Raw genomic sequence first — 14,049 nt, 5'->3', positions numbered from 1 at the left:
GTGGGGATCCTCACGGGAGGTCGAATTGGCGGTCTTGGCGGACGCGGTTGTACAGGTCGCCGAGCTGCGTTGTGGTCAGTCGGCTCGACCATCCGGCGAACATCTTGATCTTGTTGCCGTTGGTGCCGGCGATCGGGCCAGATACGTCGTAAGGGCCGGATGAAGCGCTGGCGGACGGGGAGCTATAGGTGCTGTTGGCTTGCACATTCTGCCCGTTGCAATGGAATGTCAGGCCATTGGAGCCGACAGACTCGTCGATCGCTATGGCCACAAAATTCCACGCCGAATCAACCAGATAGGCCGTGACGTCGCCGATCTGAGAGAGCGCCGCGCCACCCGACCCCTTGACCACATCGAGGACCATCTGCCGGGCGGCGGACGCTGGCCGGAGCGTGGAACGCAGGCCGACCGATGAGGTGGCCCCGCTGCAAGTCGAGAAAAGGTATACGCCTTGGCCGCTTGACCATGCCGGCACGTAGATCAGAGCAGCAACCGTGAAAGCGCCGTTATTCTTGTGCCAACTTTCTGCATAGCTCGGAGTGCCCGTTGACCGGAACAGGCTCCTGGAAATGCTCGTCATTGCGAACGCGGACGACAACGCGCCGACACCCCCTTCGAGCGAAGGGAACGCCCCGAACCCGCTGCCGTCGTCGCCGACATAGACGTTGTTCGCGTTCTGGACATCGACCCAAGTGTTGCCCGACGTGTAGCTCGCTGGGTCGCCGGCATCGAGCACGATGTTCGGCGTCGGAAGCGAAAGGCCGGCGATGATAGATTTAAGCGTCGGCACCGGCCGAGCCGGCGCAATCAGGCCGACGGGCATCATGTGGCGAGGTTCCCGATAAGCGCCCACTCATTCGAGGCGAGCCGGATGAGCGAGGCCGCGCCGTAGCGCTTGGCGATCTTGAGCTTGCTGTCCTCGCCGCGGATCGTGACGCCAGAGCCGGGGGCGAATGTCGGCTGGCCGGCGCCGTACCACATGAAATCGATCCGGGTTCGGTCAAGCCATGGCACCGACGCCTGTGGCGGGATGGTGATCGTGGTTGGGGACGCATTGGTAGATCGGACCAGCTTGCCGCGATCGGCGAACAAAAGAGTGTCCGCGGTCCCGGTGATGTCGCGGATCCCGATGTAGCGGCCAAGAACCTCGCGGTCGGCGATCAGCATAACCGCCTCTGCAATTGCCGCCTGGACGTTGGTCGAGGTAATCCCCGTCCCCGTGGGGTCGAAGGTGTGATTGATCGAGAGGAAGGCATCCGCCTCTATGGCGTGCGGATCGCATTGTGAGGCGTTCATCGCCCCGATATTCACCCATCGCCACGTGGCCGTGAAAAGCCCGAGAGCTGCCGTAATCTCATAGAAACCGGCCGCGACGTAGAACGCGGCTGCGCCATTGGCGTCGGTGGTGAACGGGTTGCCCAGCGGCGTTGCCCCCGCCTTGTCGGCGTAGAGCGTCGGCAGCAGCCCGGACGCCTCATTGCGCACCGTCACGGTCGCGCCGGGCATGACATTGCCGGCCTCGTCCGTGATCGAGGCCTGCCAGCGATAGAGCGTCATGTCGCAGCCTCCGCTTGCCCGCCGCCGGTCACAGCAGGCCGATCAGGCTGGCGACCGTGGTGCCGGCCGCCCAGACGCGCACCGGGCTGATATCGAGCGGCCCGGCACCGGCGACGGTAAAGGTACTGGTGCCGCCATCGACCAGCGTCACCTTCAGCGTGCCGGCCCCGTTGCAATAGAGCGCCTTCGGCACGGTCGGCAGATCGGTGTCGTTGTTCGGGGTGATGTCGAAGCATTTGCGGGCCGGCGCGGTCGGCGTCGCGGCGTGGGTGGCGAACGGGTCGGCCATGGTCGTCTCCTGTCGTCAGTTTGTCAGTTGATCTGAGCGCCGCGCACGTCAGGCGTGCCGATGATGGTAAGATGGCTTACGCCGTCGATTGCCGGGCCGCCCGCGCCTCCAGCCAGCGGGAAGCTTGACACGCTCGGGCCGCCCGCAACGCCCGGCCCGCCGCCAGTGCCAGCGAAGCCGAAGCCGACACCCGGCGCCTCCGATGTGCCCGGCGCGCCATTGCCGGCGGCAACGCCGCCCTGGCCGCCAACGGCACCCTGGCCGCCGCCGCCGCCATAGGTGTTGTCGCTGCCCGCCTGCGCAGCACCGCCGCCGCCGCCCCCCCAAACGCCGCCACCCTCGAATTGCAAAGTCGCCGGCTGCGCAAGTTTGAGAGCCGGCCCGCCCGCACTCCCAAACAGCCGGAACAGAAACCCGCCATCGCCGCCCGCGCCTTGAATGCGGCCCCGCAGCACGATCTTTGGCACGATGCCGCTTGGCCAGATTCCGAGATCGACAGCAGGCCGGGACGTGGACGACGAGCCCACAATGACACCGGCCTCGATCACAAAGGTAATGGTGTTGCCGGCCTCCGGCGCCGGATAGCTGAAGTCGTGTATGGTGCGGAGATTAAGATTGAAGTCGTTGGCGTCGATGGTGAGCACGCGGTTTGTCAGATCGTCATCGTCGAGGATGGCGAAGCGCATCTCTTCCGCTTCCACCTCATAGGCGGTCGGCGTCGGGTCGACGCTCACCACCTGCACCGGCACAAGGTCAGGCTCGCCCGTGTCCATCTGCAGGATGCGCGAGGCCAGAAAATAACCCCGGCCCTCCAACGGCGTCAGGCGTCCGCCGCGCAGAACCGAGAAGCTAAAGCGCCGCGGCGCATCACGGAAACGGCCGAGCAGGATATTGTTCACCCGCTGCGCCACCACCCGGGCGAAAGCGGAAATCCAGCTGCCATGGATCTTGTGATAGGCCGGCGTGCCGTAATCCACCTGCGCGTCGGCGTCGATAGTGAGCGCGGCGGAGCGGTAATTGTCGGCGTCGTCCGTCTTCTTGGTCGGGTCGCGCGGCCCGAAATAGGTCCAGGCCTGTGAGATGCGCTCTTTCGGCTGCTCCCGCACCCGCAGCGTGCCGGCCATCATCACCGTGTCGTCGATTACGTCGGAATTCGCCGGGATAGCCCGCAGCACCTGCAGGCGCATCTTGCGCGCGGCGTCGTCATCCCACACCGCAAGTCCGGCCTGCTCGATCAGCGCCGCGACGAGATCTTCGACATCGGTCGGCTCCGGCACGTTGCGCGAATACACCCGGCGCAGATAGGTGGCGCATTCCTCTTCCCACTCGGCGAGCGGAATATAGGCGGCCGGCACCTCGGCATAATTCACCATCAGGTCGCGGATGATGAAGGCCGGGGTCTTGCCGACATAGTCGAGGCACAGCTGCACGCGGTCCTGCGCCTCATGCGCCTGCGCACTGGTGCCGCGCTGCGCCCGCGTCAGGGTCAGCACATCGGCCGCGCGGGTGAAGGCGCACACTTCCTTGCCGCCAATGCAGACAAAGCCGCTGGCGGGATATTCGGCATTGCCGACGCCGGAAGGCGCCAGCGTCGCCGTCGTCGCGCCACTGGTCAGGTCGGCGAGCAGGAACCCGTTGGAAGGCTTCGGCGCCTGCGCCCGGTCGCCGCTCAGGAGCTTGAGCGTATCCTTCGCGGTGATCGTGAAAGCCCCATCGAGCGACGGCCCCTCGAAGCTCTCGATCAGGAAATGCCGCGTCTCCATTTGGTCGAGGCTCTGGCCAAGCTCGCCCTGTATCACCCGCAGCGCCCGCTGGCGCAGATAGGGCTGGCGCGCCCGCAGCTTGCCGAAGAAGGTGCCGGTGGCGAAGGGGTCATAATCCCGCTCGGTGCGGTAGGGGTCAAAGCCGAGCTTGCTGTCGCCCCAGCGAAAATCCTTGAACCGCACGCTGGCGCTGGCCCTCCGGCCGAGATCCTTGCCGAGCGAGATCACCGCCGGGGTCAGGCTCACATCGTCCAGGCAGCCAATCGCCTCGATCCCGCTGGCCGCCAGGTCCGCCGTGCCGAAGGCGAAACGCAGCGTCAGCGGCGTGGGCGCCGGCGCATAGTTCACCCGGTCCTGGCAGGTTCGACGGCTGTTGAAGCATTTGCGGGTGCCGGTGGGCGCGCCGCCCGTCAGCGTCGCGGTGCACGGCGCGGTGCCATAGGTGAGAGAGCAGATCTCAAGGTCGATCTCGACAAAGGTCAGCACAATCATAGCGCCACCGCGTCGATCTGCAGGGTGATGTGCACCATCACCCCCTCGCCGGTCATTTCCTGTTCGGGCCGCAGATCGCCCTTGACCACGCCATAGCCGACATCGCCGGGATAGAGCGCCGGCAGGAAGCAGAAGAAGAACGGGCGCTCCATCGAGGCGCGGGCAAAGCCGTCCATATTCGCGCGGAACCACGAATCCGGCAGGTAGCGAAAGCTCACGCTGGTGGTGAGCGAACGGCGGGTGACAATGCGGCCGAGATAGTCCCCACTCTCGGCGAAGCCGGTCACGATGTCGGTGGAGCCGGCATAGCGGATCGGCACCGCGCCAGGCTGGATACCGCGCGGAATGCGCGTCAGCCGCCCGATATAGACCACGGCGATTTCCGGCGGCGCCGCCCCGTCCGGCGGGGTGAGACGCAGGCGCATCGCGCTGGCATAGGCCGGCTCGAAGCGCAGCATCGCCGGCGCGTCGCCCGCCAGCACCACCGGCGCCAGCACCTCGATCCACGCGCCCGCGTCCTCGGGATCGGGGATCTCAAGCGAGAGGTTCCAGCCGGTCGAGCCGAGATTGTGCCGCTCGATCCCGACATAGTCGACGGCCTCGCCGCCCGGCAGGGCGAAGGTCACGGTCTGCTCGGCCGCGCTGGTCGAGCGCCAGCCTTCGGCGGTTGAGGGCGTGGCGAGGTTGCTGGCGGGATAGCCCGCCGCCTCATGGTCGGCGAGGATGCCGCCCGCCTGCACCACGCTGTGCCAGCCGAGCACGGGGGCGCTGGCGTCGGTGCTGTCGAGCGGCTCGGCCAGCACCAGCGCGTAGGAGAGAACAAGCGCCATGATCAGCAGCCTCGTGCGGCGTCAGTATTTGAGTTCATAGCCATCGCCCATCAGGTCGCTGATCTGCGCCATCAGTTCGATCACCGCCTGGCGCGAGAACACATCGCCCTTGATCTCGACAAAGGCCGGCGCCCGGCTGGCGCTGTCATTCGAGCCGGCCGGTGCGGCGGTCGCGACCGAGGAATAGGGCACGCTCGGCCGGCTGGAGCCGCCAGGCCGGGCGGCGGCGATGCTGGCGATCTGCGCCGCGCCAGCCGCAGCGACGGCGGCGGCGGCGGCGAAATTTGCCGGGGGCGGCAGCTTCAGCGCCTCGGTCACGCCGACGGCGGTATTCACCACCGCCTGCCCGATGCCGAACGCCTTGGAAGCGAGAAAGCCCTTTTCGCCGAAGGTTGCCGCAAGATCCGAGAGCGAGCCGAGCGTGTCGGAAACACCGCGCCATGTCATGTCGCGGATCTGCTGGTCACGCGCCGCCTGCCTCTCGGCAATGGCGTTCATGTTGTCGGCATATTCCTGTTGTGCCCGCAGCGAGAGGTCGCGCCATTCGCCTTCCATCCCCTCCCGGCCTTCGTAATAGGCTGCAAGGGTCTCCATGCGCTGCGCGTAGCTCTGTTCTTCAAGCTCCGCCTCGGTCATCAGCGACTGGCGCAGGCTCTCCACCCGCGCGGCAAGCTGATCCGTCTCGCTTGGCTGCGCCCGTCCAGCGCCGCCCCCTGTCGTCGCGGGCGGCGGGGTGCTGGTGGGCGGCAGAAGATCGCCGCCGAACTGCACGGGCTGCGACTGCTCGCGCAGCTTGAGCATCATCTGGAGATTGTCGCGCTCCTGCTCCAGCCAGGGCAGGCCTTTGCCGCCATACTGCGTTTCGTACCAAAACCGTTGCGTCCCGGTGGAGGCGGCGATGCGCTCGATCTCTTTGAGCCGGTCGCGGATCGTCGTGAGTTCCTGATCGCCCGGCTTTTTGAGCATGTCGAGGAAACCGCGCAGGGCGGCGGCCGATTCGACAATGGCGGTCTTGAGATAGGTGTCGACCGTGGTGGATAGCTCGCGGAACTGCTTATCGAGTTCGACGGCGGATTTGACGGTGTCTTCGCCGATCACACGATTGAGTTCGTGCGCGCGGTCGATCGTCCTCTTGATCCCCGCCGAGCCCTGGTCGATCAACTGCACGATCTGCTCGCCACCGGAGCCGCCGAGCAGTTCGTCGAACACACGGATCTGCGCCGCCTTGTCCAGCTGCCCGACGCGGTCGATGATCTCCAGCATCAGTGCCGACGGGTCTTTCAGCTTTTCCTTGAGGTCTTCGGCGCCATAGCCAAGCCGCTGGAAGGCGTCCGCCGCGCTGCCGCCGCCGGTGACGATGAATTCATCGGCCCGCAGGTTCAGTTCCTTGAACCCGTCGATCATCGCATCGAGGCCGATACGGTTCTGCTCGGCTACGAACTTCCATTCCTGAAACGCGGTGATGGAGAGGCCTGCGCGCTTGGCCTCATCACTCAGCGTCGCCATTTCGGCGGCGGTATTGCGCACCGCCGCCGCCACGCCGGCAAAGCCGATGCCCGCCAGCGCCGCCCCCATGCCCAGCGCGGCGGAAGACACCACATTGGCCGCGCTCGCCAGCCCGTTGCGCAGATTGGCGGCGAGGCCCTTCGCGCCGCGATTGACGCGCTCGACACCGTCGTCAAATTCCGCCGTGTCGAGGCCGAGCATGGCCCGAAGGCTGCCGACCACCAGTCCCTTCGCCATGTCTCACCTTTTCCGTGCGGGGCTTGCGGTCACCGCCGCCCATTGGCGGAAGATCGCCAGCTGCTCTTGTGCCGTCTGGGGGCGTGGCGCCGCGCGGCGCCCGGGGATGAGCAGGGTCTTGAGTTTCGGCAGGCGCTTGGCCCGCGCCAGCGCGGCGCCGGTCCAGGTAAGCCCCGCCCGGTCATTGTAGGCGCGGCGTTCACGCTCGGCCGCGCCTTCCATCATCAGCGTGATCTCGCGCAGGGTCAGGCCCCAGAACAGCGACGGGTCGAGGCCAAGCTCCATCCAGCCGGACAGCAGCGGGCCGGGGTCGATCAGCCCGTCGCCGCCGGAGGGCGGACATCCGCCCCCGCTTTCTTCGCGGGAAAGGCCAGGGTGAAAGCCTGCGTCACCCCCGCCAGCGCCGACGGCAGGCCGACCTCTCCCATCACCTCGCCCGCCTTGGCCTCATCCACACTGTGATGGTCGCGTAGCGCCGCCCACAGCACCGCGCGCAGCAGGGTGAGCGACATGCGGCTGGGGTCGCCGTGCATGGCCAGAATATCGGTCATCACGGCGCCCATCGGCCGGCCAAGATGGGCTTCCAGCGCGCACATGGCGTTGATGGACATGGAGAGCGTATAGGTCGCCTCGCCGGCGACAAGCGACACCTGGCCGCGATGCGGGTTTGCCACCATCGCCGTCACGCCGCGATATCGGCGAGGCCGGCGCTGGTGGCGCTGGCGCTGCCTTCCGAATTGGTGGCGGTGACAGTGACGGTGATGGTATCGCCGCTGTCGCTCGCCTGCAGCGTATAGGTGGCGTGCGTCGCCCCGGCGAGGTTCACGCCCTCATTCTTCCACTGATACGCGAAGGCCGGCGCCCCGCTCCACTGGCCGGGATAGGCGGTCAGCACCTGGCCGACCTGCGCCACACCAGAAATCGCCGGCTTGATCACATTCACGGGCGCGGCGGCGGCGGCATTCACCACCACGCCGCTCACCTTGACGGTGACCGTGGCGGTCATCTTGTCGTCCATCGGCACCGCCGGCGCATAGCCGGTGATGATGGCGTCGAAGGTCACGGTCTCCCCGGCCGGGAAGGTGCACCGCGCCTTAATCTTGGTGCGCAGCACGCTCAGGATGAGCGCCTCGCCCTCGCTGCCGGGCTTGAAGTTCATTTCGACGGAGGCTTCGCCCGGGTCCATCAGGCCGGGAATGAATTCCCGCGTGCCATTGGCCGACTGCATATGCGTCACGTCGATCGCATCCACCGCGAAGGCGGGCGGCGTGAGCGAGTTGACTTCACCGGGCGAAGCCCAGGTCGAGCCGCCGTCGGTCGAGATCTCGAAAAGACTGCCGTAGCCGATGCCGGGCTCGTCCATGGTCGCAACTCCAATGTGATGGGGGAAGGTCAGGCCGCGACGCGCGACCAGATGTCGAAGTCCAAGGAGACGAGGTGGAAAAGCTCGCTCTCGATCTTGTCGGCGCTCACGCGCTGCGCCGTCGGGAAAATGCCTTGAAAGACAATGCCGGCATGCGTGCCGCGATAGCCGGCGAGGCGCGCCGTCACCGCCCGCGCCGCCGCCATTGCCGGCGCCATGCCGGCGGCGTCATTGCCCTCCGGCGCCCGGGCGCGCACGTCGATCTGCACCAGCGCGCCGTCGAGTCCATCCACACCCTGCATGTGCAGGCCGACAGCGCCGCCGATCCGCGCCAGCCGAACAGCCGGCGAGGCGATGCCCTGCGGGAAGACATTCCAGCTGATCCGGTCACCCACCAGCGCCGCCAGCGGCGCCTCGGTGAGCAGCAGGGAAACGAGAGCCTCTTCCATCACGTCGCCCCCGTGCTGCCGGCCTTCGGCGCGCGCTTGGTCCGCGCGCGCTTCGGCTTCAGCGCCCGCGCCGCCGCCCGCCGCGCCGCCTTGTCGATCTCGCTGGCAAGCTCGGTCTTGATCCGGCCGAGCACCTGGTCGCGCGTCGCCGCAAAGGCGGGGCGCATATAGGCGTGCGGCGGCTGCTTCACCGAGCCGAATTCCTGCACCACGGCCTTGATGGCCGCGCGCTTCGTCTTCGCTTTGGCCGGGCCGACGGATACCTCAACAAAAGAGGCCCCGGCGCCCGCCTCACGCCGCGCGCTGCGCAGCGCCGCCCGCGCCTCGGTCTTGCTGCCGCCGGCCCGCAGCGTCTCGCCAAAGGCGCGCTTGCCCGCATCGCCCTCGACGCTGTTTTTCGTCGCCGCGATGATCGAGGCGGACAGGTCGCCCTTGTCCTTCGGCGCCAGCGCCGCCGCCCGGTCCACCATCGGCTGCGCCGCCTTCAAGAGCGCGCGCCGCATCACGCCCTTGGCCGTCGCTTTCGACAGCTCGCCCAGCGCCGCGTCGAGTTCCTTCAGGCCTTCGACGGAAACCTTGAGCTTGCCGACCATCAGAGAGCACCCATCACTCGGCCCTCGCCGAGGCGGTGATCTCGATGCCGTCGCGCCGACCGATCTCCTTGACGCCGGATATGTCGAAGGTCCGGCCCTCGAACACCAGCCACCACACGGGCGACAGCGGGGCGACATCCGGGCTCCAGCGGATGCGGAAGCGTGCGGTGATCGTTGCCCCCACCTCGGCCGACTGCATGCGCTCGCGGTCGGAGGCCGGCGCATACGCCGCCCACACCTCCCGCGCCGTCGGCGCCGCGAGGATCGGCGCGTTGAACCCGTCGCGCCCCGTCTCCGCGCCCGGCTCATAGAGCGTGATGCGGCGGTCCATCTTGCCCGGCTCGGCCATCAGAACCTCTGCACCCGTATGAGGCGCCGCAGATCCTGCGCGGCGGCGGGGTACTGGCCGAAAGCCTCGCGGTTGTCATACCAGTATTGCGTCAGCAGCCGGACACCCTGCTTGGCAATGGCGAGGAAGGGCTCTTCGTCCGGGCAACCGGCGAGATAGCGAACCCGGATCGTGTCGGGTGCGGCATCAGTAGGCCAGGCCGAAGCGGGCAGCAGCGCCCCATCAACGCCCCGCCCATCCGTGAAGCGCGCGCCACTCGGCCCGATTGTTTGCTCGGTGCCCGCCGCGTCCGTGTAGACGATGCTCACCAGCGAGGTGAAGGTGGGCGCCGGGAGCGCGATGCCGCCCTGCGGGAAGCAGGGCAGATCGAATTCAAGCGTCTGCGCGCCGATGGCGCGGCCGATGCTGCGAGGGCCGTCGAAGAACGCCGAGGCCGACGCCAGAAAGGCAGTAATCAGCGTGTCTTCATGCGCGGAATCCACGCGCAGATACATCTTTGCCTCCGCCAGCGTCACGAGAGGCGGCGGCGCGACGACGACCCTCGGCAGCATGGCGTCAGGCCTGGTCGGCTTCGGGCTTATTGAAGCCGCGCCCCTTCAGCACCAGCGCGCCGATCGGCGTGCCCGTGCCATGGGTGCCGGAGAAGTCGGCGAGCAGCTTCAGGTAGCGCTTGCCGCCCTTGTAGCCGGCCCGATATGCCGCCGCCGCCGCATGGGCGGAGGTGAGCGCCTTGATGATGCCGCCCGTCCCCACCGTGACGCCAAGCACATCCTTCTGCTCGACGGCGGCATAGGTCGAATCGTCGTCGCTATGCGTCAGCTTGAACTCGATCTTGTTCGTGCCCGAGAAGCTGATGCCGCCAATGCCGATGTCGAGAATGATCTCGGCAGCGTCATAGCCCTGCAGGTCGATGGCGGCGGGCGTGTTGTCGGCCGACAGGGTCGCGTTGCCGATGGCAACCGCGACGGTCAGCCCGGAATGAATGTCCTTCATGGGGAGAACCCTTTGCGAGGAGGAGGTGAAAGCCGCACAGGCGCGGCGCGAGGCCGGCGGAGCCCGCCGCCGGCCGGAAGGGCGGGCGGCGATCAGCTGGTGGCGATCTTCAGCAGCTTGACCGCTTCGAAGTTCTGGATGCCGCCGCCGACGCGCTTGGTGGTGTAGAAGGCCACCTTGCCGTTGACCTTGTAGGGGTTGCGCAACACGCGGATGCCGGCGCGGTCGATCACGAGATAGGCGCGCTGGAAATCGCCGAAGGCGATCGGGAAGGCATCCGCTCCCACGGAGGGCATGTTGTCATCGGTGATGACGGGCTTGCCGAGAATGGTCGACGGCGCTTCCGGCGTGGTCGGCGGCGCCCAGAGATAATTGCCCTGGCCGTCCTTCATCTTGCGCAGCGCGCCGAGGGTGATGTCGGACATCAGCCAGTTGGCGTTGTTGCGGTAGCCGGCGCGCAGCGCATGGAACAGATCAATCAGCGCATCGGCCGGCGCCGTGCTCGCGAAGGCCGAGGCATGGCCGCTGGCGATGTAGCCGGTCTTGCCCCATGCATAAGAGCCATTCGCCACCTTCTCATAGGACAGAAGGCCGCGCGGCTTCTTCACGCCGTCGCCGGTGATGAAGGCAGCGCCTTCCTTCTCGGCGAAGGTGATCGACACCTCGTCGGCCAGCCACTGCTCGATATCGATGCGCGCATCGTCGAGAATGATCTGCGTGGCATAGGGCTCGGCATAGAGTTCCATGACCGGGAATTCGAGCGAGCGCAGCGAAGGCGTACCCGTCTCGGTGCGCGCCTCTTCCTCGCCCACCCAGCCGGCGGCGGCGCCGCCCATATTGACATCCTTGGTGTAGGAGCCCGTCGAGATGGTGATGACGCGCGCCGCCGAGCGCAGAGCCGACACCGTGCCGAGCACGCGGTCGATAGTCGCTTCCATCTGCGTCGGCACGAGGAAGCCACCATCCGGGTTGGACTGGCTGGTGAGGCCAGCCTTCACCTCCAGATCGCGAAGCCCTGCCTCGGCGCCACGGCGGAAGAACCCGTCGAATGCCTTGGCGTGCGCCTGCACATCGGCATTCGGGGCGCCGCCGCCGCCGCCGAGCTTCAGCGCCGCGATGGCGGCATTGATCTCATCGAGCGCGGCAGTATGGCGGGAGATGTCCGCGTTGATGCGCTCGACCTTCTCCGCCTGCAACGGATCTTCGACCTTCTTGCGGATATCCGCGAGAGCCTTTTCCTGCTCGGCCTTGAAGGCTTCGACGGTACGCTGCAATTCGGCGAAGACCTTCACCGGGTCATCATTGGCTTCGGCGCGCACCCGCTGGATGCCGCGAAACGACGCCGACGGCGCGGCGAACATTGCCATGGTGGCGGGGCCGGCAAGGTTGCCGGAATAGTGAGCAAGCGCCGCCACCACGTGGGTGTCGACGCACAGGAAGGCGATTGCCGCGACGGCCAGCGCCGCGAACACGAAAGTGCGCATGATGCGCTCCTCTATTTACGGTGGGTTTCGATGAACCGACGAACGTCGGCGAGGTAGCCGCCTGCATCGCGCGTGGCGTTCCGGGTTGCATCGCGCTGGCCCAGAGTGAAGATTTCGTCCCGCTGCTTGCGGGCAAAGCCGGCATGCGCCAGACGCGCCTCCCAGCGCCGCCGGGCGATAATGGGTTCGGGCACTTCCGCCCGCGCCGAGGCGCCGGCCTCCGCTGTGCTGTCGAAGGTGCCATCGGCGAATTTCTGCTCGATCGCCTCGGCCGCCGTCAGATAGGTGCCATCCGAGCGGCGCGTCGGGCCGTCGAGCATGGCGATAATGTCGGCCTCGCTCTTGCCCGTGCGCCCGGCATAGATCGCGGCCATGTTCCGGTCGAAGCCGTCGAACACGGGCGCGGCGGCGGCGAAGTCGTGATAGTTGCCGATCACCGCGCCCCAGGCGCGATGGATCATCATCGTGGTGCCTTCGCCCATCAGCACCTCGTCGCCGGCCATGGCGATGATCGAGGCGGCGGAGGCGGCAATGCCCATCACCTTCACCGTCACCTTGCCCGGGTGCTCGGCCAGCTGGTTGTAGATCGCCAGCCCCTCGAACATGTCTCCGCCCGGCGAATTGATCTTCACCGTCACGTCCCGGGCGCCGATGCTGCGCAGGATTCCCGCCATCTTCTTCGACGTGAAACCCTCGCCCGACCACCAGTCCTCGCCCACCACGTCATAGATCGAGATGGTGCTGTCTTCACTGGCAGCGGCAAGGGGGCGCTCCGCCCAATGCGACAGCGCGTCCGCGCGCGCATCCCAGCTATAGAAGGCCGGCAGCGCCGCAGCGCTCACCTTAGGCAGCTTGCGCAGGCTCATCGCTCGGGTCCTTTTCTGGGGTCGGCATAGCCGGCACAGCGCCGGCCGGGGCATCCTTCGGCAGGTCATCGCCGCCAGGCTTGGGGCTGAAGCCGGTCGCTCGCCGCGCTTCGTTTTTCGTGAGCCAGCCGCCCCGCCCGCCGGCGCCGAGCGCCTTGGACAGGAAGTCGGCCTGGTCTTTCATGGAGCCGCGCAGCAGCTCCTGCTCGTCGAAATCGACGCAGTAGCCGGCGCGGCGTTCGTCCCGGGTGAGCGCGCAGCGCGCAATGGCCTCCTCCCACACCGTGAACCACGGCGCGAGGCCGAAGCGCACGAACATGGTGGCCAGCTGTTCGATGCCGGAGCCCCACGACGTTTCGTCGACCATCAGCAGCGGGCGCGGCACGCCGAAGGCCCGCGCCACTTCCTCCACCTGGTACTGCCGCATTTCGAGGTGCTGGTTATCGACGGCCGAGGCGGACGTGTTGCCCATCTTACCGCCCTCTTCCAGAATCATGTGGCGGCCCGCGTTCTCCCCGCCGGCGCGGCGCGACTGCATGCTTTCCTGCAGACGCTGATAGGCCTCCGGTGACAGCTGCTGCGGAAATTCCAGCGTGCCGGGCGTGATCTGCCCATTCTTGAACAGGTTCGCCGCTGCCTGCTCCGCCTTCAGCGCCAGGCCCAGCGCTTCCCTGGCGTAGCGCGTACGTGACAGGCCGTTCAGCCCGTCCACCGACGGCCCGCGCAGATGCAGGATCTCCTGCGGCGTGAAGACGGCCACGCCGCCACTGGGGCGGCTGTAGTGATAGAGGACGCTATAGTCCGGCAGCTGCTCCACCCTCACACGGTGCGGATCGAGCGGGAGGAACCGGATCACCCGCCCCATCGACCACACGGCCAAAGCGAAGGCATTTTCATGCAGGAGCGCCCGCGCCTGCATCATCGCCTTGAAATCGAACGGCGTCTGCCAGCCATTGGGTTCGTGCATCAACACCCAATAGAGCGGGTGATCGGCCTCAATCGTTCGGGTGCCATCGGACAGCACCCGCACAAGCTGGAGTGGCAGGCGCCCGACGGCGGAGGCGATCAGGTCGATACACCGGAAAGCCGCCGACACCCGCAACGCCGCGTCCGGCGTCATCACCACGCCGCTCTGCGTCTCCGCGCCGCCCCTCAGATGGGCGGCGAAGTTCGGGTCGTTGATGTCGAGGGCGACACCGCCATCGCCAGCGCTCGCGCGCACGGATGCCGGCCCGGCACCCAGCATGCCGCGCAGCCAATCCCGAACGCTCATGATGC

The 14,049-nt window shown here is 67.2% G+C and carries 17 protein-coding genes; all 17 read right to left on the bottom strand.

Translation table 11 applies throughout. From position 1 onward, the window contains the following. Positions 1–10: 10 nt before the first annotated feature. Positions 11–826, bottom strand: coding sequence for a hypothetical protein (locus K9D25_RS10135; protein WP_244450715.1), 816 nt, complete (start codon positions 824–826; stop codon positions 11–13). Then, on the bottom strand, positions 823–1,557 hold the full coding sequence (locus tag K9D25_RS10130; protein ID WP_244450714.1) for a carboxypeptidase-like regulatory domain-containing protein: 735 nt from the start codon (positions 1,555–1,557) through the stop codon (positions 823–825). The genes K9D25_RS10135 and K9D25_RS10130 overlap by 4 nt, the downstream gene beginning before the upstream one ends. Before the next feature lie 28 nt (positions 1,558–1,585). Next, positions 1,586–1,846: a spike base protein, RCAP_Rcc01079 family gene (locus K9D25_RS10125; protein WP_244450713.1), complete on the bottom strand. Its 261-nt coding sequence runs from the start codon at positions 1,844–1,846 to the stop codon at positions 1,586–1,588. A gap of 23 nt (positions 1,847–1,869) precedes the next feature. Further along, positions 1,870–4,101: a hypothetical protein gene (locus K9D25_RS10120; protein ID WP_244450712.1), complete on the bottom strand. Its 2,232-nt coding sequence runs from the start codon at positions 4,099–4,101 to the stop codon at positions 1,870–1,872. Beyond that, a complete protein-coding gene (locus tag K9D25_RS10115; protein ID WP_244450711.1) occupies positions 4,098–4,931 on the bottom strand; it encodes a hypothetical protein in 834 nt (277 codons plus the stop codon). Before K9D25_RS10115 ends, K9D25_RS10120 begins: the two co-directional genes overlap by 4 nt. A gap of 21 nt (positions 4,932–4,952) precedes the next feature. After that, a complete protein-coding gene (locus K9D25_RS10110; RefSeq protein WP_244450710.1) occupies positions 4,953–6,674 on the bottom strand; it encodes a phage tail tape measure protein in 1,722 nt (573 codons plus the stop codon). 3 nt (positions 6,675–6,677) lie between these two features. Then, complete coding sequence (locus K9D25_RS10105; RefSeq protein WP_244450709.1) at positions 6,678–6,959, bottom strand: hypothetical protein; 282 nt, start codon at positions 6,957–6,959, stop codon at positions 6,678–6,680. 29 nt (positions 6,960–6,988) lie between these two features. Beyond that, a complete protein-coding gene (locus K9D25_RS10100; RefSeq protein WP_244450708.1) occupies positions 6,989–7,360 on the bottom strand; it encodes a gene transfer agent family protein in 372 nt (123 codons plus the stop codon). After that, positions 7,357–8,037 carry a phage tail tube protein gene (locus tag K9D25_RS10095; protein WP_244450707.1) on the bottom strand — a complete coding sequence of 227 codons (681 nt, stop codon included), beginning with the start codon at positions 8,035–8,037 and terminating at the stop codon, positions 7,357–7,359. The genes K9D25_RS10100 and K9D25_RS10095 overlap by 4 nt, the downstream gene beginning before the upstream one ends. 29 nt (positions 8,038–8,066) lie before the next feature. Next, a complete protein-coding gene (gp17, locus tag K9D25_RS10090; RefSeq protein ID WP_244450706.1) occupies positions 8,067–8,486 on the bottom strand; it encodes a tail completion protein gp17 in 420 nt (139 codons plus the stop codon). Next, a complete protein-coding gene (locus K9D25_RS10085) occupies positions 8,486–9,079 on the bottom strand; it encodes an HK97-gp10 family putative phage morphogenesis protein (protein WP_244450705.1) in 594 nt (197 codons plus the stop codon). The genes gp17 and K9D25_RS10085 overlap by 1 nt, the downstream gene beginning before the upstream one ends. A gap of 13 nt (positions 9,080–9,092) precedes the next feature. Beyond that, on the bottom strand, positions 9,093–9,428 hold the full coding sequence (locus tag K9D25_RS10080; RefSeq protein ID WP_244450704.1) for a phage head closure protein: 336 nt from the start codon (positions 9,426–9,428) through the stop codon (positions 9,093–9,095). Next, positions 9,428–9,979 carry a head-tail connector protein gene (locus K9D25_RS10075; protein ID WP_279613806.1) on the bottom strand — a complete coding sequence of 184 codons (552 nt, stop codon included), beginning with the start codon at positions 9,977–9,979 and terminating at the stop codon, positions 9,428–9,430. The genes K9D25_RS10080 and K9D25_RS10075 overlap by 1 nt, the downstream gene beginning before the upstream one ends. Before the next feature lie 4 nt (positions 9,980–9,983). Next, on the bottom strand, positions 9,984–10,421 hold the full coding sequence (locus K9D25_RS10070; RefSeq protein WP_244450702.1) for a hypothetical protein: 438 nt from the start codon (positions 10,419–10,421) through the stop codon (positions 9,984–9,986). A gap of 92 nt (positions 10,422–10,513) precedes the next feature. After that, a complete protein-coding gene (locus K9D25_RS10065; RefSeq protein ID WP_244450701.1) occupies positions 10,514–11,905 on the bottom strand; it encodes a phage major capsid protein in 1,392 nt (463 codons plus the stop codon). An 11-nt stretch (positions 11,906–11,916) separates the two neighbouring features. Beyond that, the gene (locus K9D25_RS10060; protein WP_244450700.1) at positions 11,917–12,771 is read right to left on the bottom strand and encodes a head maturation protease, ClpP-related; all 855 of its coding nucleotides are present in this window, start codon (positions 12,769–12,771) and stop codon (positions 11,917–11,919) included. Further along, positions 12,749–14,044 carry a phage portal protein gene (locus K9D25_RS10055; RefSeq protein ID WP_244450699.1) on the bottom strand — a complete coding sequence of 432 codons (1,296 nt, stop codon included), beginning with the start codon at positions 14,042–14,044 and terminating at the stop codon, positions 12,749–12,751. Before K9D25_RS10055 ends, K9D25_RS10060 begins: the two co-directional genes overlap by 23 nt. Positions 14,045–14,049: the final 5 nt, after the last annotated feature.

Source organism: Ancylobacter polymorphus (assembly GCF_022836935.1).
Taxonomy (GTDB): Bacteria; Pseudomonadota; Alphaproteobacteria; order Rhizobiales; family Xanthobacteraceae; genus Ancylobacter; species Ancylobacter polymorphus_A.
The sequence above is the reverse complement of the archived record's forward strand: the minus strand, read 5'-3'. Positions and strand labels throughout refer to the sequence as shown.